Annotated in this window: 29 protein-coding genes; 16 read left to right on the forward strand and 13 right to left on the reverse strand. The window is 29.3% G+C overall.

What is annotated here, in order from left to right:
- Nucleotides 1-38: 38 nt before the first annotated feature.
- From ELQ16_RS01700 to ELQ16_RS01725, 8 genes are all read left to right on the forward strand, one after another.
- A complete protein-coding gene (locus ELQ16_RS01700; RefSeq protein ID WP_134237841.1) occupies nt 39-1,958 on the forward strand; it encodes a hypothetical protein in 1,920 nt (639 codons plus the stop codon).
- Nucleotides 1,959-2,127: 169 nt separating this feature from the next.
- Nucleotides 2,128-3,417 carry an HAD-IA family hydrolase gene (locus tag ELQ16_RS01705; RefSeq protein ID WP_166739639.1) on the forward strand — a complete coding sequence of 430 codons (1,290 nt, stop codon included), beginning with the start codon at nt 2,128-2,130 and terminating at the stop codon, nt 3,415-3,417.
- Between the two features lie 17 nt (nt 3,418-3,434).
- Nucleotides 3,435-4,127 carry a cytidylyltransferase domain-containing protein gene (locus tag ELQ16_RS01710; protein ID WP_134237843.1) on the forward strand — a complete coding sequence of 231 codons (693 nt, stop codon included), beginning with the start codon at nt 3,435-3,437 and terminating at the stop codon, nt 4,125-4,127.
- Nucleotides 4,128-4,164: 37 nt separating this feature from the next.
- Complete coding sequence (locus ELQ16_RS01715) at nt 4,165-4,839, forward strand: cytidylyltransferase domain-containing protein (RefSeq protein ID WP_134237844.1); 675 nt, start codon at nt 4,165-4,167, stop codon at nt 4,837-4,839.
- Nucleotides 4,840-5,280, forward strand: coding sequence for a hypothetical protein (locus ELQ16_RS10235; RefSeq protein WP_243832566.1), 441 nt, complete (start codon nt 4,840-4,842; stop codon nt 5,278-5,280). It begins immediately after the preceding gene.
- Nucleotides 5,249-5,710 carry a class I SAM-dependent methyltransferase gene (locus ELQ16_RS01720; RefSeq protein ID WP_243832567.1) on the forward strand — a complete coding sequence of 154 codons (462 nt, stop codon included), beginning with the start codon at nt 5,249-5,251 and terminating at the stop codon, nt 5,708-5,710. Before ELQ16_RS10235 ends, ELQ16_RS01720 begins: the two co-directional genes overlap by 32 nt.
- 15 nt (nt 5,711-5,725) lie before the next feature.
- Nucleotides 5,726-5,866 (forward strand): hypothetical protein, encoded by a 141-nt coding sequence (locus ELQ16_RS09940; RefSeq protein ID WP_166739640.1) that lies wholly within the window; start codon nt 5,726-5,728, stop codon nt 5,864-5,866.
- Entirely contained in the window at nt 5,841-6,611 is a 771-nt protein-coding gene (locus ELQ16_RS01725) for a TylF/MycF/NovP-related O-methyltransferase (protein ID WP_208335053.1), read from the forward strand. Before ELQ16_RS09940 ends, ELQ16_RS01725 begins: the two co-directional genes overlap by 26 nt.
- A gap of 49 nt (nt 6,612-6,660) precedes the next feature.
- Here ELQ16_RS01725 and ELQ16_RS01730 read toward each other — a convergent pair whose 3' ends face one another.
- From ELQ16_RS01730 to ELQ16_RS01750, 5 genes are read right to left on the reverse strand one after another with little or no spacing between them, the layout of a single operon-like run.
- Nucleotides 6,661-7,602 carry a glycoside hydrolase family 19 protein gene (locus ELQ16_RS01730; protein WP_134237845.1) on the reverse strand — a complete coding sequence of 314 codons (942 nt, stop codon included), beginning with the start codon at nt 7,600-7,602 and terminating at the stop codon, nt 6,661-6,663.
- Between the two features lie 10 nt (nt 7,603-7,612).
- On the reverse strand, nt 7,613-7,987 hold the full coding sequence (locus ELQ16_RS01735) for a hypothetical protein (RefSeq protein ID WP_134237846.1): 375 nt from the start codon (nt 7,985-7,987) through the stop codon (nt 7,613-7,615).
- Complete coding sequence (locus ELQ16_RS01740) at nt 7,984-8,253, reverse strand: hypothetical protein (protein ID WP_134237847.1); 270 nt, start codon at nt 8,251-8,253, stop codon at nt 7,984-7,986. Before ELQ16_RS01740 ends, ELQ16_RS01735 begins: the two co-directional genes overlap by 4 nt.
- Nucleotides 8,254-8,285: 32 nt before the next feature.
- Nucleotides 8,286-8,897 (reverse strand): DUF2589 domain-containing protein, encoded by a 612-nt coding sequence (locus ELQ16_RS01745; RefSeq protein ID WP_134237848.1) that lies wholly within the window; start codon nt 8,895-8,897, stop codon nt 8,286-8,288.
- A 30-nt stretch (nt 8,898-8,927) separates the two neighbouring features.
- A complete protein-coding gene (locus ELQ16_RS01750) occupies nt 8,928-9,512 on the reverse strand; it encodes a DUF2589 domain-containing protein (protein ID WP_134237849.1) in 585 nt (194 codons plus the stop codon).
- A gap of 224 nt (nt 9,513-9,736) precedes the next feature.
- On the opposite strand from ELQ16_RS01750, the gene ELQ16_RS01755 reads away from it, so the two are divergent.
- From ELQ16_RS01755 to ELQ16_RS01765, 3 genes are all read left to right on the forward strand, one after another.
- Nucleotides 9,737-10,288: a hypothetical protein gene (locus ELQ16_RS01755; RefSeq protein WP_134237850.1), complete on the forward strand. Its 552-nt coding sequence runs from the start codon at nt 9,737-9,739 to the stop codon at nt 10,286-10,288.
- 133 nt (nt 10,289-10,421) lie between these two features.
- On the forward strand, nt 10,422-12,494 hold the full coding sequence (locus ELQ16_RS01760; protein ID WP_134237851.1) for a capsular polysaccharide biosynthesis protein: 2,073 nt from the start codon (nt 10,422-10,424) through the stop codon (nt 12,492-12,494).
- 128 nt (nt 12,495-12,622) lie between these two features.
- The gene (locus tag ELQ16_RS01765; protein ID WP_134237852.1) at nt 12,623-13,519 is read left to right on the forward strand and encodes a DMT family transporter; all 897 of its coding nucleotides are present in this window, start codon (nt 12,623-12,625) and stop codon (nt 13,517-13,519) included.
- Here the strand turns inward: ELQ16_RS01765 and ELQ16_RS01770 are convergent.
- Genes ELQ16_RS01770 through ELQ16_RS01790 form a run of 5 tightly spaced genes read right to left on the reverse strand, consistent with a single transcriptional unit; the run spans nt 13,516 to nt 17,940 of the window.
- Nucleotides 13,516-14,280, reverse strand: coding sequence for a putative hydro-lyase (locus ELQ16_RS01770; RefSeq protein WP_134237853.1), 765 nt, complete (start codon nt 14,278-14,280; stop codon nt 13,516-13,518). The genes ELQ16_RS01765 and ELQ16_RS01770 overlap by 4 nt on opposite strands.
- A 9-nt stretch (nt 14,281-14,289) precedes the next feature.
- Entirely contained in the window at nt 14,290-15,255 is a 966-nt protein-coding gene (locus tag ELQ16_RS01775) for a biotin-dependent carboxyltransferase family protein (protein ID WP_134237854.1), read from the reverse strand.
- Nucleotides 15,236-15,976 (reverse strand): 5-oxoprolinase subunit PxpB, encoded by a 741-nt coding sequence (gene pxpB, locus ELQ16_RS01780; protein ID WP_134237855.1) that lies wholly within the window; start codon nt 15,974-15,976, stop codon nt 15,236-15,238. The genes ELQ16_RS01775 and pxpB overlap by 20 nt, the downstream gene beginning before the upstream one ends.
- A 1-nt stretch (nt 15,977) precedes the next feature.
- A complete protein-coding gene (locus ELQ16_RS01785; protein WP_134237856.1) occupies nt 15,978-17,147 on the reverse strand; it encodes an NRAMP family divalent metal transporter in 1,170 nt (389 codons plus the stop codon).
- 22 nt (nt 17,148-17,169) lie between these two features.
- The gene (locus ELQ16_RS01790; protein WP_134237857.1) at nt 17,170-17,940 is read right to left on the reverse strand and encodes a LamB/YcsF family protein; all 771 of its coding nucleotides are present in this window, start codon (nt 17,938-17,940) and stop codon (nt 17,170-17,172) included.
- Nucleotides 17,941-18,548: 608 nt separating this feature from the next.
- Here ELQ16_RS01790 and ELQ16_RS01795 point away from each other — a divergent pair.
- Nucleotides 18,549-19,085: a hypothetical protein gene (locus tag ELQ16_RS01795; RefSeq protein ID WP_134237858.1), complete on the forward strand. Its 537-nt coding sequence runs from the start codon at nt 18,549-18,551 to the stop codon at nt 19,083-19,085.
- The gene (locus ELQ16_RS01800; RefSeq protein ID WP_134237859.1) at nt 19,073-19,336 is read left to right on the forward strand and encodes a hypothetical protein; all 264 of its coding nucleotides are present in this window, start codon (nt 19,073-19,075) and stop codon (nt 19,334-19,336) included. The genes ELQ16_RS01795 and ELQ16_RS01800 overlap by 13 nt, the downstream gene beginning before the upstream one ends.
- A gap of 16 nt (nt 19,337-19,352) precedes the next feature.
- On the opposite strand, the gene ELQ16_RS01805 is transcribed toward ELQ16_RS01800, so the two are convergent.
- Together ELQ16_RS01805 and ELQ16_RS01810 are read right to left on the reverse strand one after the other, a co-directional pair.
- Entirely contained in the window at nt 19,353-20,519 is a 1,167-nt protein-coding gene (locus ELQ16_RS01805; RefSeq protein WP_134237860.1) for a glycosyltransferase, read from the reverse strand.
- Nucleotides 20,516-22,732 (reverse strand): capsular biosynthesis protein, encoded by a 2,217-nt coding sequence (locus ELQ16_RS01810; RefSeq protein WP_134237861.1) that lies wholly within the window; start codon nt 22,730-22,732, stop codon nt 20,516-20,518. The genes ELQ16_RS01805 and ELQ16_RS01810 overlap by 4 nt, the downstream gene beginning before the upstream one ends.
- A gap of 121 nt (nt 22,733-22,853) precedes the next feature.
- On the opposite strand from ELQ16_RS01810, the gene ELQ16_RS01815 reads away from it, so the two are divergent.
- Entirely contained in the window at nt 22,854-23,270 is a 417-nt protein-coding gene (locus ELQ16_RS01815) for a helix-turn-helix transcriptional regulator (RefSeq protein ID WP_134237862.1), read from the forward strand.
- Here ELQ16_RS01815 and tupA read toward each other — a convergent pair.
- Nucleotides 23,267-24,076, reverse strand: coding sequence for a tungstate ABC transporter substrate-binding protein TupA (tupA, locus tag ELQ16_RS01820; protein ID WP_134237863.1), 810 nt, complete (start codon nt 24,074-24,076; stop codon nt 23,267-23,269). The genes ELQ16_RS01815 and tupA overlap by 4 nt on opposite strands.
- A gap of 78 nt (nt 24,077-24,154) precedes the next feature.
- On the opposite strand from tupA, the gene tupB reads away from it, so the two are divergent.
- A complete protein-coding gene (tupB, locus tag ELQ16_RS01825; protein ID WP_134237864.1) occupies nt 24,155-24,847 on the forward strand; it encodes a tungstate ABC transporter permease TupB in 693 nt (230 codons plus the stop codon).
- Nucleotides 24,844-25,785, forward strand: coding sequence for an ATP-binding cassette domain-containing protein (locus tag ELQ16_RS01830; protein WP_134237865.1), 942 nt, complete (start codon nt 24,844-24,846; stop codon nt 25,783-25,785). The genes tupB and ELQ16_RS01830 overlap by 4 nt, the downstream gene beginning before the upstream one ends.

Genomic DNA, 25,785 nt, shown 5'->3' on the forward strand with positions numbered 1-25,785 from the left:
ATAGATAAAAATTTTTTATCAAAATTAAGGAAAATATAATGAAGCAGGAATTATTAGATTTTTTAGAAAGATTAACGGATGTTGATAAGAACTTTATATATAAGGATTTTAATCAATATTGCTTGTCGGACGATATTCTTAATATTATAGATATATTAAAAACCAGAAATATTGAAAAAATGCTTATTCTATGGGATAAAATTTTATCAAGCGGTTGTGTTCAATTACAACATCCATTAAATAATAATATCACAACTAGAGCTGTGTTTAATTTAACTTTAGGTTCTGTTAATACTATTTTTATGATTGACTCAGAAAATAAACATCCATGGATTTTTACTCAAGCGACAGATTTTATGAATCATATAATAGTTGATGATGTGATTTTTACGGTACGTGGAAATTGGCCAGTGGTAAATTTATTTAGATGGAAACAAGTATCATATGAGTCTTTAAAATACTCTGAAGAAAAAAAAATAGGACTAACTATGTCTATGGAATTACCACAACATTTTGTTTTTCATATAGGGCAATTTTTTTATTTAATGGATCAGAATAATATTATTAAAAACACGCAAATAAATCCGGAAAAATGTTTTTTTCTTTTTCAAAAATATGTTAAAAACACTCTAAATTTAGATAAGAATAATGTATATTTGTATCCAATGGGTATAAGTAATTATGCTACTAGAGAATTTGAAAAAGCTGTATATAGAGAAGCTATGGAGACGATAGAAATAGAAGAAGAAAAAAATCAATTTGATTTGATTATTTGGATGGGATTTTCTTCTGGGAATTATCGTAAGTGGATTGAAATGGAAAAAGGGATAGTGAATTTTATATTGGAACTTAATAAATATTTCAAAAATATAAAATTGTATTATAATGGCTTAACTGACTTTGACAGTATCTTGAACATAGCTCATCAAAACTATGGAAGTAATTATGACCGTAATAATGATATTTTTAAACGGATTTATTTAGAAATATCAAAAGTTGGTGCTAACTGCACTTGTGTATCATTAGATAATATGGACTATAGACATAAAATTGCTATTTGCGAAACGGTTGATATTTGCATATCAGAGTCTAATACTACAGCTTTAGTACCGTTTTCTTTTTGCAATAAAATAGGTGTAAATTTGATTCCCCCACAGAATCCATTATCAAGAAAAGTGGGAACAATTGTCACTAATGATGATAAATACATCTTAGCCTCTAGTGATAATAAGAATTATCATGTTTCTTGGCAATATTTATTTAATTTATCTGCAGAGTTGCTAGAAAAACTTAAAGCAATAAAAATGCACCGTTTGGATGTTCCATCTATCACTTTGTTAAAATGTCAATACGAATTAGAACAAAAACTAGGGATTAAACTTCCTATAGAAAGTGTAGCTTTATATAATGAATTAGAAAAACAAATCAATACTTTAGCCTTACATAACAATACAAGTTTAAACCAAGCATTAGAAAGTGTCAATACAAACAATACTTTAAATTCTACTTTGCAACATTCCTTACAAAGCAAAGATCAAATCATACAAAATCTAGAAGATAAGATTAAAGACATAGAATTTAAACTTCATTTCAAAACAGCCAAAGCAAGAATTCAAAACCACTTAGCTTATAAACTTGGAAGTGCTTTAATAGAAAATTCAAAAAGTATGTTTGGTTACATAAGAATGCCTTTTGTATTATCTTATATAAGAGATAAACACAAACTTCAACAAAAAAAGTATAAAGAAAATATTAAAAAACATCCAGAACTTACTCTGCCTCCTTTAGAAGATTATTTGGATTATGAAGAAGCTTTAAAAGAAAAAGAATGCTTTACTTATAAACTTGGACTTGCTTTAATGAAGGCTGATAGGGAATGGTATAAAGGCGGGTATATAAGGTTTTATTTTGAAAGTAGGAGAATGAAGAAAGAGTTTTTAAAAAGGAAAGAAGTATGAGTGTATTAAAAACTTTAAGTACATAGTTTTAACAAAAATGCCTTTATAGCAAATGAAGCCTTAAACAAAAGCAAAGCATTGTTTTTTGGTACTTTAAGAAGTATTGCAAAACAGATTTTAAGATGAAATTAAGATAAAAAATAAAAGTTAATTTTAGGAAAGGATGGAGATGAAATTTACAGCAATAGTTCCATTGTATACAGATGTAGATATGAAAAAGAATTTTTTATTAATCAACAATAAACCACTTTTTTTATATATATTTGAGACTTTAATACAAACACCGATGATTGATGAAATTATTTGCTATTGTAGTAATGAGGTAGTTAAAGATTTTTTACCCAAAAGGGTAAAATTCTTAAAACGAAACAAACTATTAGATCAAGATGGTACGAATTCTTTTGATATTTTAAAAAATTTGGGAAATGAGATTGAAACCGATTATTTTATTTTATGCTCAGTCACAAGTCCATTTATAAAAAGTTCTTCTATTGTTAAGGGAATAGAAGCAATTTTAGAAGAAAAAGAATATGATTCCGTTTTTTCCGTGGTAAAACATCAGACATATGCATGGTTTTTAGATGTGCCATTAAATTATTCCTTAGAAGCGAAGAAAAGAACTAATAAAATCGAGCCTTTTTATTCTGAAACTAAAGGCTTTTATATTTTTGAAAAATCTTTAGCGTCGAAATTTGGTAGAGATATTGGATTTAAAAGCAAAAAAATAGAAGTAAGTCAAATAGAAGCTATTAATGTAAAAAAAGAGTCGGACTTAGAACTGGCACAAATAGTTGCAAAAGCTATAAATTATAATTATACAACACCTTATTTTTTGCTTTCTAAAATATGCACACATCTTATTTTAGATATGGATGGAGTTATTATTGATTCTGTTGATTTGATGGAATTATCTTGGGAATATTCTGGCGGGATTTCTCATGCCCCCTTTAGCGAATACAAAAAGCTTATTGGGCTACCATTTAACGATATTTGTTTAAAGCTTGGAATTGAGGTCCAAGAAATTCCCGCTATTAAAGAAAAATATTTTACTTTTAGTGAACAAAATATTAAAAAAACAAAGCTTTATCCAGAAGTTAAAGAAACTATAGACTTTTTAAGAAATAAAGGTGTTAAAGTAAGTATTGTTACTTCTAAAAGTTATCATTCTGCTAAAAATATTATTCAATATTTTAATTTAAACATTGATTGTCTTATCGCCCCAGATATGCCACACTATATAGGTAGAAATAAACCATTTGGAGATCCCTTATTGGCAGCTTGTTTAAACAATAAAATGGAACCATATCATAGTATATTTGTTGGAGATATGCTCTCTGATTATCAAAGCGCAAAAGAAGCTAATATTGATTTTATTTTTGCGGATTATGGTTATGGAAAACTTGAAATTACAACTAATAAAATTGAAAAATTTGCAAGTTTAAAATTGCTATCAATATAAATGAATGGGAAAAAATAATGAAAATTAATGTATTTTTACCTTGTAGAAAAGGAAGTCAAAGGATTTTAAATAAAAACACTAAACCTTTTGGAAAATTTAAAAATGGGCTTTTGGAAATAAAGCTTAAACATCTAATACAAAGCAATTTGATCGATAGAATTTACTTGAGTACAAATGATGATGAAATTCTAGCTTATGCTAAGAATTTAAACCATAAAAAACTTGTTTTACATAAGAGAGATGAGAAGTTAGCTTCAAATACAGCGAGTGCCGATGATCTTATAAATCACGCTTATGAACTTATACAAGATGGAGAAATTTTATGGACTCATGTAACCTCGCCATTTTTCACAGATCGAGATTATAATAAGGTTGTTAAAACTTATACTAAAGTTTTGCAAGATGGGTTTGATTCTTTGGTAAGCGTAACGCCGTTAAAAGGTTTTTTTTGGAATGAAAATGGCCCGATAAATTATGATATTAAAGTTAAAAACTGGCCTCCAACTCAAGAAACCCAAACAATCTATGAATTAAATTCGGCTGTATTTTTGGCAAATGCTAGTATTTATAAAAATTTAAAAAATAGAATGGGCATCAAGCCTTATTTTTACGAAACAGATAAAATTAAAGGTTTTGATATTGACTGGAAGGAGGATTTTTTAATGGGTGAAGCCATATTAAAAGCAAATTTAGTTAATGGGGGGGGGTAAGTCTTAAATTCTCACTCCTAATTTTAAGGAGTGTGGCATGAAAATTAGCGCATTAATCCCCGTTCGTTCAGGTTCTCAAAGAGTTAAAAATAAAAACATAAGACCTTTTGCAGGAAGTTCTTTGCTTGAAATAAAAATCAAGCAAATGCTAAGAATTAAAAAAGCAGGTTTTATTGATGAAATAGTTGTAAACTCTAATAGCGATGAAATGCTAGAAATTGCTAGATATTTGGGAGCCAAGACGGTAAAAAGAGATGAGTATTTTGCTCTTGATTTGACACCAAATGAAGAAATTTATGAAAACTATGCAAAAAATCTTGATTGTGATGTTGTTTGTTTTTGTGATGTAACAAACCCACTTATCAAAGATGAAACTATTTTGAGAGCTATAAGTTTATATAAAAATCTTGAGCAGGAATTTGATAGCGTGGTAAGTGCAAATGTTGTTAGATTTTTTATGTATAAAGATGGAAAGACTTTAAACTATGATGAAAATCACAAGCCTAGAAGTCAAGATTTGCCTTTGATTTTAGCTTTAAATTATGCTATACATATTTTAAAGAAGGATTTTATGCTAAAACATAAAAGAATAGTTGGCTTTAAGCCTTATCTTTTTGAGATTGACAAAATGGAAGCTTTAGATATTGATGAGAATTTAGACTTTGAAATAGCAGAAATTTTGTATAGTAAATTTTATATAGAAGGAGAATAAATGAAATGTTATCTATGTGGTAGTGAAAGTCATCACAAAAGAGAGGGAAAAGTAAGAGATAATCCAAATATAGAGATATTAGAATGTGATGAGTGCGGGTTGGTGTTTTTAGATACGCAAAATACTAGCGAAGAGTTTTATGTACAAGGCAATATGCATAATCAAGAAGAAATCTATAAGCTGGCACAAAGAATAGATTTTATAAATGATATGTATTCTTTCAATAAATCTAGAATGGATTTTATACTTAATAATGCTATTGGCAAAGATATTTTAGATTTTGGAAGCGGATATGCTGGTTTTTTAATGCAAATTAAACCATTTGCCAAGAGTGTAGCAGGAATAGAATTAGAAGAGCAAGTACAACCTATTTATAAAAAACACAATATCCCTTTATATAGAAGCATTAGTGAATCTATGGGGGGGGGGGACAAAATATGATATTATAACAGCCTTTCATGTAGTAGAGCATTTGCAAGATCCTATTGCGATGTTAAAAGAACTTTCTACTTGCTTAAAAGAAAGTGGAAAGATAATTATAGAAGTTCCCAACGCAAATGATGCACTACTTACCATCTATAAAAATAAAGCATTTAGGGAGTTTACTTACTGGAGCCCACATCTCTATCTTTATAGCCTTCATACACTAAGGCTACTTGGGAAAAAAGCAGACTTAAAAGTTGAGTTTGTAAAACATATTCAAAGATATCCATTGTCAAATACTTTATATTGGTTGGCAAATGGACTTCCTGCAGGACAAAAGCATTGGGGAAATTTTATAGATAATCCTATTTTACAAAATGCTTATGAGCAAACTTTAGCATCACTAGGTGCTACAGATACATTAATAGCGCAATTTAGTTTGGAATAATAAGGAGAAAATAAAATGAAAAAAGCTTTAATTTGGGGAACTGGATCTGTTGGAATGTCTGTAATATGGCATATTAGTTTAGATCATGAAATTGTTGGTTTTATAGATAGTGATAAAAGAAGACATAGTATTGCTGGGGGGGGAGGGGGATTGTGATCCTATAAAATATAATAATCATTCTTATGAAATCTATGCGCCAAGTAAAATAAAAGAATTAGAATTTGATAAGATATTTATTGCAAGCGTTGTTGATCATTTTATAGATGAAATAACTCAAAATTTGAAAGATTTAGATATATCTAAAGAAAAAATTGATTTTGGAACTTTTGGCAAAGTAGCAAAATTTGCAAGATTAAATTTTATAAAAACTCTTTCCATGCGATTTAAAGAAAATAATACAAAAGGCGCAGTAGCAGAACTTGGAGTATGGAGAGGTGAAACTGCAAGATATATCAATGAATTCTTTAAAGATGATATTTTTTATTTGCTTGATACCTTTGAAGGATTTAGTGAAAAGGATATAAGCAAAGAAATAGGCGTAGCAAAAAAAGCAAATACAAATGATTTTAGTGATACTTCATTAGATTTTGTAAAAAAACAAATGTTGCATTTAGACAAATGCTATTTTATCAAAGGCTATTTCCCGCAAAGTGCCACGCAAATTCCACAAGATGAAAAATTTAAATTTGTAAATATTGATGTAGATCTTTATCAACCTATTTTAGAAGGATTAAAATATTTTTATCCAAGAATGGTAAAAGATGGTGTTATTTTAGTGCATGATTATTTTCATCCTTATTATACAGGGACTAAAAAAGCTGTGGATGAGTTTTGTGAAAGCTTAAATCTAAAAGCACTCCCAATAGGTGATGCTTTTAGTGTGATGATTGTCAAAGAATAAATTATTTTATGTCTTGAAAATATCAAGACATAAAAATTTTTATAAAAACTTAAGCAAATATTATCCTTAATTTTTTATGTTTGCTTTCTCTATCTTCTAAGCCATTAAAGCCACCATTGATTTTTTTAGTCATTGTTTTAATATCATCTTTATCGCAAAGTTCATTTAAATTCTCTCGTTTCCAAAAATAAAGTGCCGATTCTAAAGCCCCTTCATCGCTTAGACAATACTCAAGGGTTTCATCTATGCTTTTTCCTATACTTTTGGCAAAATCTTCATAGTTATTTTTGCCTGTAAGCTGGATAAAGCCTCTTCCTCGGTATTTGTAGCCATCTTTGCTGGCTTCATCACCATTTCCCATGCAATTTGCATAAATTTTACTAGCGATTTTTTCAGGATTTCTCTCGTATCCTTTCGCCTCATCTATGCTTTTAAAATATTTTGGAAACGCTGCTAAAAGAGCATTTGCGCTGTAATTTAAATTTTCTTCTTTAAATTTAAAATTGCCACTTTCATGAGCGCATTGGGCCAAAAAGCCACAAACGCGATTTAATGTGTTGATTTCGTATTTTTCAAACAAAGATAGCAAAGTGTTTAAATTGAGATTTATCCCTGCTTTATTTAAATTTTCTTGTGTTAGATTTGCCTTAAATTTCTTTAAGCGATCGTTTTTGTGATTACTAAATAGATTATTTAAAGTGCTAAGTTTTATTTTATCAATTAGATAGTGTCCTATATTTTCATGGGTTTCGTCTGGAATTAATTTAGTTCCTGTTGATTTTAAATTGTTATAAGTAGTAATTCCATAAGTAAAATTGCCTTTTATTTGATTAGCTAAATATATACAAGCAAGCTTTTCGGTTTTGGCGACATAAACACTAATTTGTATGCCTATTTGATTAAAATCATCTTTTTCTTCATTTTTAATGTCTGAAATTCTTCTTATTATTACCCAATTATCTGGTAATACTACTCCTGTTTCTTTTCCCATTTTACTCTCCTTATATTATAAGCCAAATTTTTTGGGCTAAATCATCATTTATGGGCTTATTATCTATAAACAATTTTTGATTATTTATAGTGATTTTATGCGTGCTAAAATGTTTTAATATTCGCTTAAAAAAAATTGGCCTTTTGATTAAATATCTATCTTGTTTTTCTTTATATACGCTAAAACTTAGCTCTATGTTTAGTGTATAATTTGGATAAAAAAGCATTTTAAATGCCTGTTCTAGCGGAATATTAAGGCGTTTTTCTACCAAAAAAGCTAATTTTTTGTAGTTTCTTTTAGAGAATTCTTTAAGCTTTTCTTCGCAAAACGCCTTTTCATTTTGTAAAAGAAAAACAAAATGTCTTAAAGAAATGGCTTTTTTCATTGATTTTCCATCCATAAAGGTTTTTTCTCAAATCCTATATGATACACAACCCATTGTTGCACCACTTGATGTTCCCCAAGATTTAAAACATTGAAATTTTTCTCACAAGCTATGATATGTCCTTTTGGGAAGCTATTTAGACATTTGTTTAAAAATTCCATATCTTGCTTGGCTTGTTCTTCGGTATATAAAGATTTCGTATCCTTTTGTCCTAAGGTGATTCTTTTGATAAAACCTACCGAACTTAAATCAAAAATTTTAGCCACAACTACTCCTTAAATATTTGATAAATTATTTTTTATTCTGTTATACTGTCTGCGTCATTGGCGGTTTGTGTATTTTCTATTTGCCTAGCTGTACTTTCCGCTTTTGGCTGTATAGAGTTTTGGATGATATCTAAAACTCTTGAGAGTCCTTCGCTCATTCCATCGTCTCTAGCGTGTAGTTCTACATGGTATTTTGCAGAAGTGTCTGTTCTTCTAGTGTTTTCTTTATGAGAACTAATAGAGCCTTTGACAGAAACTCTAGCTTTAAAGCAAGCAAAGCCAACGGAAGCTTCAGCATCTAAAGATCCGCTTTTGTCGCTTGATTCTTTTGATTCTTCAGCGGTTTTAACTTCCATATCAAAGGTAATATCTAGGCTACTAATAGCTAAACTCGGTACTTTAACAATAGCAAGCAATGGAGCTTGAATGCTCATTTTTTGAGTACTACCATCTTTTTGTATTTGTTCATAATGAAAATCAGCAGTTCTGATGGTTTCTCCATCTTCTTTCATTCCTACGGTTTTAATAAAATTTGCTGTAGTATTTGCGAGTTGTAATTGTGCATCGCAAGCTGCTTGTAAAGGTCCACCAATGAGTGAAGCCATCGGAAGCCCTGAAAATTGATTGATAATTTCTGTTGCCATTTTTTGCTCCTTATAATTTTAATTTTATTGTTAATTTGTTTTATTTTCTACACTTTCTTCTTCCTCCTTTCTTAAGATTAGATCTTCTTGATAGCCTTGTGCATTGTTGATAAGTTCATTTATCATTCTTGAAGTGCCTTCAGGTAAATCATGCTTACTCATAGTTAAGCAAATATGCGCCGAAAGTCCTTTTTCTTTGCCAAAACCAGCTCCAACGACATCGATTTTTAAAGAAGGTAAATCTTTAAAATCTTTCATATTTTCGTTATTTGTGTTTGGATTTTCAAGTCCTACTAAACTTACATCAAATTCTGTTTTGATGCTTTCTATATGAATGGGGGTTATGGGCAAAAGATTTATATAGGGAACGCTGTAATATTTTGTTTTAAAAATTTTAGAATTAGAATCAGGAATTCCTATCTTAAGTCTTTTTGGAAAAATCCCCGGTAGTAATTCATCTGTAACTTCTCCTTTTTCATCTTTTTTGAATTTTCTTTCAAAAAATGTAAATATATGGGAAAGTTGAGATTCTTCGACATCGCTTTGTGCTTGTGCGACTGATTTTGCGATAGAAATGATAATATCGCTTAAAGATTTATTAGTTTCATTAGCCATTTTTTTGCCTTTTTAAAAATTTTTTGCATCATACAATAATCACTATATAGTGATTATTCAAATGTTTTCATTTGAATAATCACTATGCCTTTGTCAAGAGTTTTTAATATTTTTTTCTTAGTTTTTGTATTTGATTATTGACTTTTACAATTCTTTTTATATACAATTTCGCTCGGATAAAAAAGCTCTATGTTTTTGTGATTTTATAAATTCAAGGAGATAAAATGTTTTTTAAAAAAATATTATTGGCTTTTGTTGTTTTAGCTATAGGAATTTCATCTACTTTTGCAGGGGTTTTAAAGGAAAAGACTAATTTAACGCAAAAATGTGAGGTTTATGCTAAAGAAATTGGTGGAAAAAATATAGGTGATGTTTATCCTTATTTTTCTAATAAAAATGGCAAACAGATGAACAGAGATGGATTTTCTTATCTGAATTTAAATTCTGGTAAAACTGATGCTTTTATCCGCGTGTATGAGTTTAAAAATGCTTCTTTAGAACAGGCTTATGAAAATTTAAAAAGCATTCTAAAAAAGAATGCAAATATCAAAATAAGAAGTGTTTTGCCTAAGAAAAATGCAGAGGATGCTTTAGAATACGAAGAGAGTGTTGATAAAGATGAAAATGATGGATATACTTGTTATGTCTATAAAGGTCCTAGCGAACTTTGGATTAATTCTATTCCACAAAAAGGCGAAGAATTTATTTTTATTTTAAAACAAGTCGGTGAAAATTCTAAGCTTTACTATTATGAAAAAATAACTTTTAAGGATTAAATTTAGAGTGATAGTTTTAAGCTTTTATGCAAAAATAAAAACATAATGAATGTGACTGGCTTAATATAATTTGCTTTAGCAAAAGCTAAAAGCTTTTAAGTTATAATCTCTCTTTTATTTTCAAAGAGAGATTATGCAATTTTTTAGTGTTTCAAAAAAACTTATTTATAGTGTTAAGAATTTCTACGAAATAAATTTTTTTCATATTTTTAAAAGTATTAAAAATAGCGATTTTTTCATAGGTTGGGGTAGGAAAAAATCGGGCTTAGAAGCTATGGAATTAGCTAAAAAATATAATGCTAATTTTACGCTTTTAGAAGATGGCTTTTTGCGTTCTTTAAATTTGGGTGTGGAAAATAGTCCAAGTTTTTCTATTGTTAAAGATGATATTGGAATTTATTATGATGCGACTATGCCTTCTAAACTCGAAAATATTTTAAATACCTATGAATTTGGCTTTGAAGAATTAGAGCAAGCAAAAAAAGCTATAAGGCTTATAAAAAAGGAAAAACTTAGCAAGTATAATAACAATCTTTGCGTGCCAAAAGAGCTTTTTAGCGCCAAAGAAGAACGCATTTTGGTTATCACACAAGTGGCAAATGATGCTTCGCTTAAATTTGGTTTAGCTAATAATTTTTCAACTCAAAATATCATAAATGATGCTATCAAAGAAAACCCAAATGCTAAAATATATATCAAAATTCATCCTGATGTATTAAGTGGTAAAAAACAAAGTGATTTTGATGTAAAAGATTTGCCAAAAGAATGTGTAATTTTAAAAGAAAACTATAATCCTATTGAGCTTTTGAGTTATTTTAAAAAGGTTTATACCAAAACTTCTGGTATGGGCTTTGAAGCTTTGCTTATGAATTGCGAGTGTGTTTGTTATGGTATGCCTTTTTATGCGGGTTGGGGGTTTACACAAGATAAGCTGATATGTAAAAGAAGAATCAAAAAAAGAAGCTTAGAAGAGGTTTTTTGTGCTGCTTATATCCTATATAGTGAATATTTTAATCCTTATTTAAATCAAAAAAGTGATATTTTTGATACCATTAGAACTTTAGCAAAATATAAAGATGTAGAAAAACAAAATTCAAACAGACTTTTTTTCTTAGGTTTTACTTTATGGAAAAGGTCATTTATAAAGCCTTTTTTTAAGGCTAAGGATAATAAAATCATTTTCCTAAATTCCTTAAAAAATCTTAAAAAATACAAATTGCAAATTAATGATAAATTTTTTATTTGGGGTAAAAGGATAGATTTTGACACGCTTAAAAATACTCTTATTTTAAAAGCAAAAGATGAAAATTTAAAGGATTTTATCCCGCAAATTTCTTTTGTTGAAGATGGTTTTATCCGTTCGATTTCTCTAGGTTCTGATCTTACACGCCCTTTTTCTTTGATCGTTGATGATAAAGGGCTTTATGTTGATCCAAACAAAGAAAGTCACTTGGAAAATATCTTACAAAATGAAATTTTTGATGAAAAATTATTAAAAAGAGCAAGTAAAATTATAGAAATTCTTATTAAAAATAAATTCTCAAAATACAATGGAATACAACATAAAAATTTAAAAATCAATGCCAAAAAAGGACAAAAAATTATTTTGATCCCTGCACAAGTTGAAGATGATATTTCTATGATTTTGGGTGGTTTTGGTTTAAGCACTTTAGAATTTATCAAAGAAGTAAGAGAAAAAAACAAGGATGCTTATATTATTTTTAAGCCTCATCCTGATGTGTTAAGTGGCAATCGTGTAGGCTTAAAAGATGAAAAACTTATCTTAAAATACTGTGATGAAATTATAAAAAATGTAAGCATTGATAGTGCTATTAACGCGTGTGATGAGGTGCATACTATCACTTCTACTTCAGGCTTTGATGCGCTTTTAAGAGAAAAAAAAGTTTTTACTTATGGTATGCCTTTTTATGCGGGTTGGGGGCTTACACAAGATAAATATAAATGCGAGAGAAGAAGTAGAAAATTAAGTCTTGAAGAGCTTGTAGTTGGAGCTTTGATCCTTTATCCAAGGTATATTAACCCAAGAAGCAAAGATTTATGTGAAATTGAACTAAGTTTAGAAATGATGCTAAAAATGCAGCGAGATTATTTCACAAAGTGGCATATAAAAATGGTAAGTGATTGTAAAACTTTTATCATTAGAAAAATCAGAAGAATGATAGAATTTATACTTAAAATTCAGTGAAGATTAAAACAATTTTATGAAAATATTTTTTAAACAAATTTGCTAGGCAATTTGCATTAAAACGCACTTTTTAAGCAAAAGACAAGTGTTTTAGCGCCTAAAAATTTAATCAAATAAAAGGCTTATATATGAAGGATCGTTATTTATATATCCTGCTTATCATCGCTATGTTTTTATGGGGATCTTCTTGGCCCACTTCTAAAATTTTAACAACTTATACAAGTCCTGCTGTGATTACTTTTTGGCGTTTTTTATTTGTATTTTTGGGTTCTTTTTCAATGCTTTATTTTTTAAAAATACCACTTAAAATTCCTTTACAAATTTTTAAATGGGTGTTTTGCGCAGGTATTTTAAACGGACTTTATACTTTTGTTTTTTTCATTGCTTTAAGATATGGAGAAGCCGGAAAAGGTGGTGTTTTAGTAACTACGATGATCCCTATTTTTTCTTATATATTTTTTATGTTAAGTATTGTTTTAAGAAAAAATGAAAAATTAATCCAAAGAGTAGGAAAAAGTGAAATTTTAGGACTTATTTTAGGTCTTGCTTCGGGGCTTTGTTTATTGAATCTTGGCTCACTTGATGAAATTTTTGGCAAATTCAATACACTCTTTTTACTTTGTGCTTTGATTTGGGCAAGTATTACGCTTTTCACACACAAGGCAAAAGGCACACATCCTTTAACGATTAATCTTTATATTAATTTAATTTCTACTTTAATGTTTTCATGGGTTTTGTTTTTAGATGAGCCGTTTAAGGTTTTGACAAGTGATGCAAAATTTTGGATCAATATGTTTGTTGTTGTGATTTTATCAACTATAATTGGCACGAGTATTTATTATTATGCTATACATAGACTTGGCGGAGTAAAGGCAAATTCTTTTGTTTTAATTACCCCTGCAAGTGCGTTAATCTGCAGTTTTTTCATCTTAGATGAAGTACCTACGGTGCTTACTTTGATAGGTTGTATTTTAGCGATTTTTGCTATATATTTTATTAATATTCATAGCAAGAAAAAATCTTAAGATTTTAAAGACGAATTTAAAATATCGCTTATAAACATATGTCCTGGTGCGTGAGTGATTACAAAAGGTAATTTTGCTTTCATTATCACATTTTGCGGCGTTACTCCACAAGCCCAAAATACAGGAATTTCTCCTTCTTTTATGATAGGATCGTCGCCAAAATCCGCTTTTAAAATATCATTTATACCGATTTCTTTAGCATTATCTATTTGCACAGGAGCTCCATGAACTAAAGGATAATTAGCGGTAATTTCACTGGCTTTTTTAGCATCATTAGGAGTAAAAGGACGCATAGAAACAACCATTTCTCCACTAAAAACTCCAGCACTTTTACAAGCAATATTGGTTTTATACATTGGCACATTGCGTTTGTGGCTTATGTGTCTTATTTCTAAACCATTTTCAAGCAAGGCTTCTTCAAAAGAAAAACTACAACCCAGTAAAAAGCCTACCAAATCATCACTATAATACTCGCTTACATCATAAGCTTCTTTAGTTTTTACTCCATTTTCATAAATGAAATATTTTGGAATATCTGTGTAAATATTTGCATTTTTAGCAATTTTTTGAGTGAATTTGCCATGCACTATCTCTAAAAGCGGGCATGGTTTTGGATTAAGCATACAAAAAGTTTCAAAATCTTTAGCATATTCTTTAGGCAAAATGACTAAATTTGCTTGTGCATAGCCTAAAGCCACACCTGAAGTTTGCTCTCTTATTTCACCTTTTGCGATTTTTTCTCTTAGCTCTTTTGGACTCATTTTTACTCCTTAAAATAAATTTTCAAAGTCAAGATTGATTTTTTTATCTAGACTTTTAAAATTTTCTTCCCTTTGTATATAAAGTTTTGTAGCCTCTTGCATACTGATACTTTGAAATTTAAAACTCGTACCTAATTTTGCTTGTGCAAGCAAGGGCAAATCATTTTCTATAACAGAAGCTATTTTTGTATAACCTCCAGTGCTTTGTCTTCCTGCCATTAAAATGATAGGCAAGCCACTTTTTGGTACTTGGATACTCCCAAAAACTGCAGGATCTGAAATGATATCTGCTGAGTTGATATGTTCTATAATGGTATCAGCTTCTGCATAAATTGCCATTCTATCGCTTTTTAAACCAATTTTATAAGTGGTATTTAAAAAGGTATTTAAGCCATTTTGTGTAAAAGCATCATCATTTGTGCCTAAAATCACGCGTATTATAGGCTCTTTGTCAAATTTAAAAATAGGATTTTCGCATTCTCTTTTTTCTAAATTAAAAGGGATAAAATTATTATTTAGTTCTAAGACATCATCTTTTTGTAAGGCTCTTCCATCAAAGATTCCTACGCCCATTTTTACATCACTTGATTTTGAATTTAAAAAGCTTTTTATTTTAAAACCACCTGCTACGCATAAATATCCGCGAAAACCTATTTTTGCTAAACCAAGTTCTAACAAATCTCCTTTTTTTGCTTTATAAATCTTGCAAGTTTGAATTTTTTCATTGTTAAGTTTAGCGTCAAATTCGGCTCCACTTAATGCAAAATAGCTTTCATTTAAAAATTCATATTTTCCACCTTTTAAGCAAAGTTCAAGTCCTGCTTCATCTTGTTTATTTCCAAGTAAAATATTAGCAGTTCTTAAAGAAAGCTCATCCATTGCACCACTTCTTGCTATGCCAAATTTAGCGTAATTTTTGCGTCCAAAGTCTTGTATGGTTGAATTTATAGAAGCTTCAATGATTTTTATACTCATAAATTTCCTTTTGATAGACTTTTTTTACAACTTGTTCTTTAATATCGTAAAATTCATCTTTTGAAATGGCTTTAAATTTTAAAAACATCCCTGCTTGCAAAAGAGTGGGATTTTCTTCATCATCTTTATTAAAAAATTCCAAAGGAGTTCTAGCGATGATTTGCCAACCACCTGGACTTGATATAGGATAAACTCCGGTTTGTTTATCGGCAATGCCTACACTTCCTGCTTCGATTTTGGTTCTAGGACTTGAGAGTCTTGGAGTAAAAAGTCTTTCATCAAGTCCTCCAAGATAAGGAAAACCCGCCATAAAACCTAACATAAAAACAAGGTAATAAGGCTTTGTGTGAAGATGTATGAGTTCTTCTTTTGAAAGATTATTGTGTTTGCATACAAATTCTAAATCAAGTCCAAATTCTTCATCATAACAAAGTGGAATTTCAATACAAAGATTTGCTTTTTGATCGGATATTTTTATATCTTTTTTTATGCTTTCTAAAAAATTAAGCAAAGTATTTAAAGAAAGTATGCAAGGATTAAAATAAATGAGCAAACTAGCGTAAGCACTTACAAGCTCATTAATGCCATAAATTTCATTTGCATCTATACTTTTTTGAATTCTAGCTTCTGTGCTTAAAACCAAAGCATTGATTTTTGGTGAAATTTCTTGTTTAAAACGCAAAAGCACCGCTTTGCTTCCGCTAAAATGCACACTAAACATTTCATACCAACTTTATCATAGAAGTGATAGATAAATAAGACATTAGAATTACTATTAAAAGTCCAAAAATACTCATCCATTTAGGATGTTTATAATCTCCAACTATGCTTTTTTTGTGTGCTGCAATAATCATTACAAGTAAAGTAATGGGCAAAATCCAGCCATTGATTGTACCAACGATGATTAGTATGCTTGTAGGGGATTTTCCAAGCGTATAAAAAACCAAAGTTGAAACAATAATAAAAAAGATAACCACAAAGCGATTGTATTTTTCTATTAATGGGTGAAAAGATCGTATAAAGGATACAGAAGTGTAAGCAGCTCCAATTACCGATGAAATAGCAGCAAAAAATAATACTATACCAAAGACTTTTAAGCCCACATCACCTAAAACATGGTAAAATACAGAACCAGCAGGGTCTTCTTTATCTAATACAAAACCAGAACTAACGACCCCTAAAACCGCTAAAAATAAAATCACGCGCATAATTCCTGTAATAACCACTCCACTAATTGCAGCTCTATTAATATGATTTAAATTTTCTTTACCGCAAAGTTTTGCATCTATGAGTCTATGTGCTCCTGAAAACACTATGTATCCACCAACCGTTCCACCTACCAAGGTTACTATAGAAATTACATCAATTTGTGCAGGCATGAATGTTCTAAAAAGTGCTTCGCTAATAGGAGGTTTTGAAGCAAAAGCCACATAAGCAGTAAGTATAATCATCACAAAACCCGCTAAAACAATAAATTTATCCATCAATTCCCCAGCTTTTTTAGAGATAAAAATTCCGATAGCAAATATTGCACTAATTACCGCAGCATCTTGGGGACTAATGTTAAAAATTATACTTAATCCAAGTCCAGCTCCTGCTATATTTCCCATATTAAAGAAAAAACCACCTAGAGCCACTAAAGAAGCAACAAAATAACCTAAATTTGGCAAAACCATATTTGCAACTTCAGTTCCCCTTTTTCCACTTATTCCTATAATACGCCAAACATTAAGTTGTGCTCCTATATCTAAAATAATAGAAACAAGTATCACAAAACCAAAACTTGCAAGCAAACTTCCTGTAAAAGTTGCAGTTTGAGTTAAAAATCCAGGGCCTATGGCAGAAGTTGCCATCAAAAAAGCAGCGCCTAAAAGTGCCGTTTTATTTACCATTTTCATCCTTTTTTTAAAATTTTCAATTTATAAATTCACTTAAAGCTTTCATTTGAATTTGTTCTTTTTCTAAATTCTCTTTGATTTTTTTAACAAATTCTAACGCTTTTATGCCATCTCCATGCACACAAATGCTATCTGCTTTTAAGTCTATTTCTTTGCCATTTATGCTTGTAACTTTACTTTCTTTTATCATTTTTATCACGCGTTTTATCGCTAAATCTTCATCTGTGATTACCGCACCTTCAAGCTTTCTTGAAACTAAAGTTCCATCATCATTATAAGCGCGATCTGCAAAAACTTCATTAGCGTATTTTAGACCTTTTTTCTTTGCAACTTCTTCCATAGCAGAATTACTAAGTCCTAAGAAAATGATACTTTCATCAAAGCTAGCCACCGCTTCGCAAAGTGCTAGAGCCAAATTTTCATCTATTGCAGCCATATTATAAAGTGCTCCATGGGCTTTAAAATGTTGTATTTTCATACCTTTTGCTTTAGCAAAACCAAATAAAGCACCTAGTTGATACAAAGCATAATTTTTAGCTTCTTCAAAGCTTAATTGCATATTTCGTCTTCCAAAACCCAAAAGATCGGGATAAGACGGATGTGCTCCTATACAAACACTATTTTGCTTGGCTAAATTTAAAGTTTTATCCATCACGCAAGGATCGCCTGCATGAAAACCACAGGCTACATTTGCAGAACTTACAAATTTTAAAATTTCTTCATCCATACCCATTTTGTAGGCACCAAAACTTTCTCCTAAATCACTATTTAAATCTACTTTGAACATTATTTTGCCTTATTTTTGATAAATCTTTATTCTATTGTATCTTTTTTTATTAGAGAAGAAATGATATTTGTTTAAATAAAAATATATGAAAATTATTACAGATTGTAACGAGTATTAAGATGAAATAATGTATTATAAAAAATATTTTGAGGAATGAAAAAATGCAAGAAAATACCAAAAAACATATATAAAATATAAAAATATCGGCTCTAAGTAGCATAGGAATAGCTTTTATAGCAGGAATTTTAGCTTTATTCGCTATAACACTAAAGAGTATTGATTTATCTTTTATTAAATTTGATTTTGAAGATCTTATGAAAATAACTGCGTTTTTAAATTTGCTTTCTTTAGGGTGTTTTTTGATTGCGATTTATGGAGTTAAGAAATATTCTAGTGCTAGAAATTTGTTTGTGAATATTTTTATTATCTTTTTTTGTCAATATTGTATCATCCATAGGGCTTTTTTTAAATCTTAATTTCATGGAAAATCATTATTTTTTTAGATCAGAAAAAAATTTAGCTAATGCTTTGCTTTTATTAACTTATTTCTATACTTTTATGTGTATCATTTTTTTAGCTCTTAAAAATTTTATTATGAATTAGCAAGGGTGACTAAGCAAAAGTATTTTATCAATGCCTTTTGGTGTTTGTTTATAGGAATTTTATTTACACCCATTATGATAGGCATAGTGTTACTTATTATTGGTATGATTTTTTATGTTGTAGCTTGGGTGGAATTACAAGAATTATCCAGCGAAATTCCTCAAACTTTAAAATCATATCAAACTTATAAAGGTAATTTAAATCTTGTAAAAACGCTTTTTATGGGTGCGGGAATTTTGACTTTGATATTATATTTAGGAAGCTTTCTTTTGGAATTTTATTTTAAAGATGAAAGTTTTTCTAATATGTATTCTACTATCCAGATTTTAGTGATGACTATTTCGTTGATTTTGGGTTTTATAGCTACGATTTTATTTTGCAAGAATACAAAAAAATGGATTTTAACTTTGTATTTTGTGTTAGGACTTTTTTCTATTTATGCGGTTTTTATTTTCGTTTTAATTATGGATTTATTTTCCTTGCATTTTTTGTATTTATCGGTGATGATTTTAGTATTCTTAGGGGTATTATGGCTCCTATAAAATGCATTTTTGTTGTTTTATTTTTATTAAAACTAAGCAAGATAACTCATATTGATCTTTTTAAAATAGCCTCTTTATCTTTTATTGCATCCACATTACCTGAAATTTTTAATATCATTTATTTTTTTGAATTTGATTTTAAATTATATTCTGAAAACATCTTAGCTTTTATGTTTTATGCCGATATACTTTTTATCATCTTTTTCATCGTCGCTGTATTTAAAATGAAAAAAGATAAAATGAGTTTTTAAGCAAGGAATTCCTTGCTTAAATTTGGTATTTATTTAAATTACTAGTGATAAATTCTTTTAAAGCACTTTCAAGTTCAGGTCTTTTTATCGTAATGCTTTGCGTGATTTTACCTTGAAATTCGCATTCTAGTATATAAGTAAGAATTGATTTTGAATACACATAAAATACAAGATTTTCAACGAAAGCAAGATGAAATTTGATCTTTTTGCTAAAATCAATATCGATAATAAGCTCTTGTTTTTCTAATTTGATTTGGGAAATTCTTTTAGCTAAGGCAATCTTTTCAAAATACTGAAACACTTCTCCGCCACTTTGTGGAACTTCTAAAAATTCTACAAAACCTTTCTCATAAGCACTTCCACCTAAATTTAACCATTTTTGATAATACACATTCCAAGAAGGCCAAGCAAGGGCGCAAAGTTTGTTATTCCAAAAACGATTATTTTGTCCCCAAGCATGTAAAATCGAAGCATCTTTACTTTTTATCCAAGAAATATTGCCATAATAATTATCATCTAATTCATAAATTTTTAAGCCTTTTTCCAGTAAATATAAAGAAAACAAAAATTGATCACTAAGTTTTGCTTCATCAAAATAATTCTCATTTGTAGCAATAAATTGATAAATAAAATCATAAAATTCGCAAGGATTTTTAAGATTATCACTAAAAACTATAATACCTGTTGAGTAATTTTTAATGTCTTTAAATTTTACAGGAGTGAGCTTGCCCCCCCCCATACTCATCGTAGCAGAGCCTTTAAAACAAGCAATCTCATAACCTTTACTTTTAACCTCCTTTAACTCATTAATGCCTTTAAGCAAAAGCATATCAAAGTCAAGATAAATAATGCACTCGCATTCTTTTAAAAAATTCAAAGCTTCAAATCTTGCAAAAGCCATATGTGTGTAGCGTTTTAGTGTAGAGCTTTGTATATCTAGTTTAAAATCGGCATTGAAATTTTTGATTTTTGCTTCAAAATCATCTATCGTAAAATCCATAAATTTAATATTTGGCACAAGTTTTTGCATAACTAATTTATCATTTTGGCTAAAACCATCGTTGATAATATAAAATATCGTTTGTGAAATATCCATTTTATCTTTGATATTTATAAGCAAAGTTCCTATGGTAAAAGCACTATCTTTAGTAGCAGCAAGTAAAATTCCGAATTTGTATTTCATAAAGTTTTCCTTAAAATTAATTTTATAGGCTTCATAAAAGGTTTTTTGCTATCCATTATGAAATCTTTTGGGCTAGTGATGAATTTTCTAAAAAGTCTGTAAAATCTAAAATGCGAAAATTTAGATTGTGCAACAAGGATTAAAGTATTATCTTTTAAACTTCCTTTTAATTTTTTCTCTTTAATTTCATAAATATAAGGCTTATAAACAAGAGAATTTAGCTTATAATTTTGCTTTTTTACACTATTAAAATCAAGCAATTTCCTACCAAAAAGCACTAAAGAATAAAATTCTATCCTAAAAACCCTAGTATAAATACGCCCATTTTCTTCACTTTTTTTGTAATAACTTTTCCCAAAGCTGTAAAATTCATATCTTAAATAATGTATAAATCTCAAGGCTTTTTCTTCATCAAAATTAAATTTCCCTTGCGATATGCTTAAAATATGTTCTAAAAGTTCTTTTTCATTTTTTGCTTGCAAGTTAAGATTTTCAAATTGATAAAAGGCATTTGCACAAACTATACAAGGTTTTTTAGCCAAAATCGCATAAACCCCAACGCCAGAATTTAAAGTCAAAACCGCATCGCAAAGCTCTAAAAGATCATTTAAATTTGTGTTATCTGGGGCAAAAACTAAATTATTATAAGCTTTTTTATCCACGCTAAGACTTAAAGGATGTTTTTTTACCACAAAAACAATATTTTCTAAAAATAATTTTGTCGCAAGTTCATTTAAAATATCTAAAAAATTTTCATACAAAAAGGGTTCGTAGGTAAAATTTTTAAGCACAGAATCGCCTTTAACTTGCAAAGGCACAAAGAAAATCTTTTTATGTCTTAAACCTAATTTTCGCCTTAGCTCATCGCTTCCTTTACTTGCTCCTTGCTCTTCTAAAAATTTGTCTCCCTTTAAAACTTCTTCTATGTAGGCAAGCGTTTTAGCAATTTGTTCTTCATTTAAAGCTTTGTTCCAATTTTTTTCATCATAAGAGCTAGAATCGTAGTTAAAGCCCTTATCATCAAAAAACCAAGAATCAGGCAAAGCACCTCTATCATAGACAATAAAAGGTAAATTTTTCTCTCTTGCAAATTTAAAAATTTCAAGTCTTTTTTCATCGGCGTGAGAATTAGGGAAAATGATGTGCGTGATATTATTTTGATGATAAAATTTTAAAAAACTTTTAGAGTCAAACTCATCTTTTTCATTAAAAAAATAATATTCCTTAGCTGAAATCATTTTTTCAAAATAAGGCATAATTGCTCGCAAGCTGTAATATAAATTTGAATTTTGCTGAAAAAATATTAATGCATTGCGATTTTTGGCTTCATTTTCCATTAAAGTATCAGGATTATCAAAAATACTCTTATGATTTTTAAGTTTTTGATAAAATTTTTGATGATTAAGTTCTCTATTATCTAAATATCCATTTTGATTGGGTTCAATATGCCAAAGATGATAAAGATAAATTCCATGCACACAAGCTTCATTTCCTGCTACTGCAAATAACGCTCTAAAGCCTTTATAATCATTAAAACTCCAGTTTCTATAGTCAAATTCTAAATTAGCAGGCATTGCTTCAAACTGGGCGCAATTTTTTAAAATTCGCATCATTAAATCAAAATCTTCATAGCCATGTCCTACGAAATCCTTATCGTTGCCACCAAGTTCTAAGAATTTAAAACGATTCATTACAATGGTGCTTGAGGCAGGAGTAAGAAATTTGATGAGTTTGCGTTCAAAAAGCATATCGTGTTTAATGATATTATCCCATAAAGAAGGCTTATGTGCTTTTAAAAATTCAGTGGCAAATTCATTTAAATACACACAGGGTAAAACCAAAAAAGCATTAGGATTTTTATCTATTTCTTTTATATTTATTAACTCTAAAATATTTTCTAAATTTTTTTCGCTTATCGCACAATCAACATCCAAAGACATCACCACATCGCTTTTTGCATTAATAATGCCTAAATTTCTGCATTGTCCTTGCGAAAAATTTGAGATTTGAGTTTCATCTTTAAAATAACGATGCCCTTTGCTTTCAATCAAATTTTTAAGCTCTGGGTGCTCTAGTGATGAAAAGCCTTCTACGAAAATATATTCCACTAAATCATCACTTTTATATTCATTTGCTTTGTTTATCACTCTTTCTTTGATATAAGGTCGTTCTTTGCTTGTGCCAAAAGGGATGATGATAGATAGTTTTGCCAAATTTGACTCCTAATTTTTATTGAAAAACGATAAAATTATAGATAATCGATACTTAAATTATACTTTTACAATAATAAACTAACTTAGAATTACAGATAAACTATAAATTAAAAGTAGAAAAATGAAAGTTGTCGATAGAATCAATGAAATTTTAAAGGAAAAAAATATCAGCAAAAAAGAACTAGCCAATCGCTTGATAAATTTAGGAATGAGAGCAAATAAAACAGGCGAAATTCCCACGCTTTCAAGTATCTATGCGTATTTAAATGGAAATATAGACATAAAAGCAGATATGATACCTTTTATTGCCGATGCTTTAGGGGTTTTTGAGCAAGAACTTTTTAGTGATAAAAAAGAAGAAAATTTTAAAATTATCCATAAACTTTATAGAAATAAAACTTCCAATCAAAACTATAGTAATCTTTTAGAACTTCTTGAATTTCTTTCGCCAAAGAATTTAGAAATTTTAGAAGAAATTTTGCTTCAAAATAAAGCAAAAAGCTTAGAAATTAGCTCTTTGCTTAGAAAAAATCTTTAATCTTTTCTCGTTTTTGCATCAACAATAAATAAAGGTTTATCAAGAAGTTTAAATTCACTTATGAAATTTAAAGTTTTATCGCTTGTTGCCCATTTGATAAATTTGCTAGCTTCTGTGTAATTTACATTTTTACAATGTTTTGGATTTGTAGCGATTATGGAGTAAAAATTTTTAAGACTATCATCACCCTCATTTACAACTACTAAATTTGGATTGCCTTTTTCATTGGCTTCGTATTTGATATAAGTGCCACGATCAGTCAAAATCACACCTTTTTTTTCTTCAGCAATTTTAATACTTGCTAACATTCCCTGTCCGCTTTGTTGATACCAGCTCTCTTTTTCAGGTACACCGCCAAGGTTTTTCCAAAGGCTTTTTTCTTTATTGTCAGTGCCTGATTTATCGCCTCTTGAGATAAAAGTAAGTTTTTCATTTTTGATAAGTTCTAAGCTTTCTTTTAAATTTTTACCTTTAAATTTAGGTGCTAAAGATTTATCCGCGATGATGATAAAATCATTATACATCACAGGCGTTCTATCCACGCCAAAACCTTTATCCATAAATTCTTTTTCAGCCTTTGGAGAATGTACAAAAAGTACATCAGCATTGCAATCTTCGCCCATTTTTAAAGCCGCACCTGTTCCTACTGCAACCCATTTTAAGGTATTACCACTTTCTTTTTCATAAAGCGGTTTTAAGGCATCTAAAAGCCCCGTGTTATCAGTGCTTGTAGTAGTTGCCATTTTAAGTTCTGCTGCACTTGCACTTAGGGCTAAAGCAAGAGCTAGAGAGATAAATTTTTTCATATTGACCTTTCAAAATAAAATTAAACCTTTATTTTAACATAATATGCTAGAATAACGCATTAAATTTTAGGGGTAAATTTGACTTATTTGATCGAAGCATTAAAACAAGCGTTAAATTTGATAATAGGTGGCGATGAAAGCGTTTATTCTGCTATACAAACAACGGTTTTAAGTTCTAGCATTTCCATAGTTTTAGCCTTGCTTGTGGGTTTTCCTTTGGGTTTTATTTTGGGATTTTTTGAATTCAGATCAAAACGCTTTTTAAAGCTTTTGGTTGATACAAGCCTTTCTTTTCCTACGGTTGCGGTGGGACTTATTTTATATGTTTTGATTTCAAGTCGTGGAATTTTTGGGGATTTTCATTTGCTTTTTACAATTAAAGCTTTGATTTTAGGACAATTTGTTTTAGCTTTACCTATCATCATCGCTCTTTTTTCGTCTTTGATTGAAAATATGGATAAAACGCATCTTTTACTTATCAAATCTTTTCATCTAAGCAAACTGCGTTTTATTTTGACCATCATTTATGAGCTAAGATTTGAGCTTGTCAGTGTAATTGCTCTAGCTTATGGTAGGATTGTTGCTGAAGTGGGAGTTGCGATGATAATAGGTGGAAATATCAAGTATCATACACGCACGATCACAACGGCCATTTCGCTTGAAACAAATAAAGGCGAATTTGCAACAGGTATTGCCTTGGGGCTTGTTTTAATTATGATAGCTTTTTGTTTGAATTTTCTTATACATACTTTAAAGAAAGCCCCAAAATGATAGAAATTAACAATTTGCAATTTGCCTATAATGACAAGAAAATTCTTAGTATTGAAAAACTAGAAATTGCAAGCGATAAAATCAGTATCTTAATGGGTGAAAATGGAAGTGGGAAAAGCACATTTTTGCGTATTTTATCCTTTTTAGAAGGAAAATTTGATATTAGTTATTGGGGTAAAAAAAACTTAAATTTAGAAGAAAAGAGACAAATTCGTTTACACTTAGCCCAGCCAATTTTGCTAAATCGCAGTGTGAAAGAAAATTTCATTTTTGCTTTAAAAACATATAAAATCAAAAATACAAAAGAACGCATAGAAGAGGCTTTGGAGTATTTTAAACTTGAAAAAAATTTACTCAAGAAAAACAAAAATGAACTCTCATCAGGACAAATTCAAAAAATTTCTTTAGCACTTGATTTTGCTTTAAGGGCAAAATTTTATCTCTTAGATGAACCGAGTGCGTTTTTGGATAAAGAAAGTATTGTTTTGCTTAAAAATGCGATAATAAAGATGAAAAAAGAGCATAAAAGTGGCTTTTTAATCGCAAGTCATGATAAAATTTTTTTAGACACTTTGGCGGATTTTAAATTTTATTTGCATAGCGGAAATATCTTAGAATTTGAAAATACTAATGTTTTTGCTCTTGAAAATTCTCAAATTGATTTTGGCGATATTTTAAATTTTTATCCTTTTGATGAAGGTAAAATAGCGATTAATCCTTATGAAATTCATCTAAATAACAAGCAGTCATTTGTTATAAATAAAGCAAAAATTATAGCCATAAGAAATAAAAAAAATAATGTTTTTATAAGGGTTTTGGCAAATGAGAAAATCCTGGAATTTGCCTTAGATAAAGGGGAGTATTTGAAGAAAAATTTAAAAATTGATGATATAATTTGCCTTAGTTTTAATAAAAATGCAATCAAATATTTAAATTAA

The organism is Campylobacter sp. US33a (genome assembly GCF_004378855.1).
Classification (GTDB): Bacteria; Campylobacterota; Campylobacteria; order Campylobacterales; family Campylobacteraceae; genus Campylobacter_D.